The organism is Photorhabdus noenieputensis, from assembly GCF_018448935.1.
Classification (GTDB): Bacteria; Pseudomonadota; Gammaproteobacteria; order Enterobacterales; family Enterobacteriaceae; genus Photorhabdus; species Photorhabdus noenieputensis.
On the sequence record NZ_RCWC01000172.1, the window covers coordinates 1 to 599 of the forward strand.

Sequence of the window (599 nt, forward strand, 5' to 3'; positions counted from 1 at the left end):
CAGAAAGGTTTGTGCATCCAGAAAGCAGAATGTTTCTTTAACGTTTAGATTATAGAGGAGCTTTTACTGATATGAAAAAGAACTATGCAATATCGTCTCAGATTATGAACACAATAGAAGTGTTCAATAAACCGTGGGGAATACAGGATAGTTCTTCAAACTTTATCTACAGTAATTCAGCTACAAAGAAAATTATTCGTAACTTTAAACAATCATTTGATTATGAAGAGTTTTATGACCACCCATTATCCCATGTCATAGGATAGTCGTGAGTTAAAGTGATTATAATATTAAACATCAATAATCTAATTTTAAGGCAAAGAAGAGAAATAATATTATGAATAGCAAGATAATCTCATCACAAGTCATTAACACCATGCAGCAAAGTAACGAACCTTGGGCAATCAAAGACAAAAACTCATGTTGGATTTTTTGTAATTCTGCACTTAGACAAATGCAAAATATCCCAGATTTATTTGATTATGAAGGGAAATATGATAATGAACTCCCCTGGAACGGGGCTGAATTTGCAAAGGAATTCGTTATTCACGATAAAAATGTTATGAAACAAGAGAAAAGAATATGCTCACTTGAAACAC

The 599-nt window shown here is 32.1% G+C and carries 1 pseudogene; it reads left to right on the forward strand.

Features of this window, described 5'->3' with window-relative positions:
• Nucleotides 1-337: 337 nt before the first annotated feature.
• Nucleotides 338-599, forward strand: a pseudogene (locus tag EAE91_RS23705) (helix-turn-helix transcriptional regulator); the annotation flags it as partial.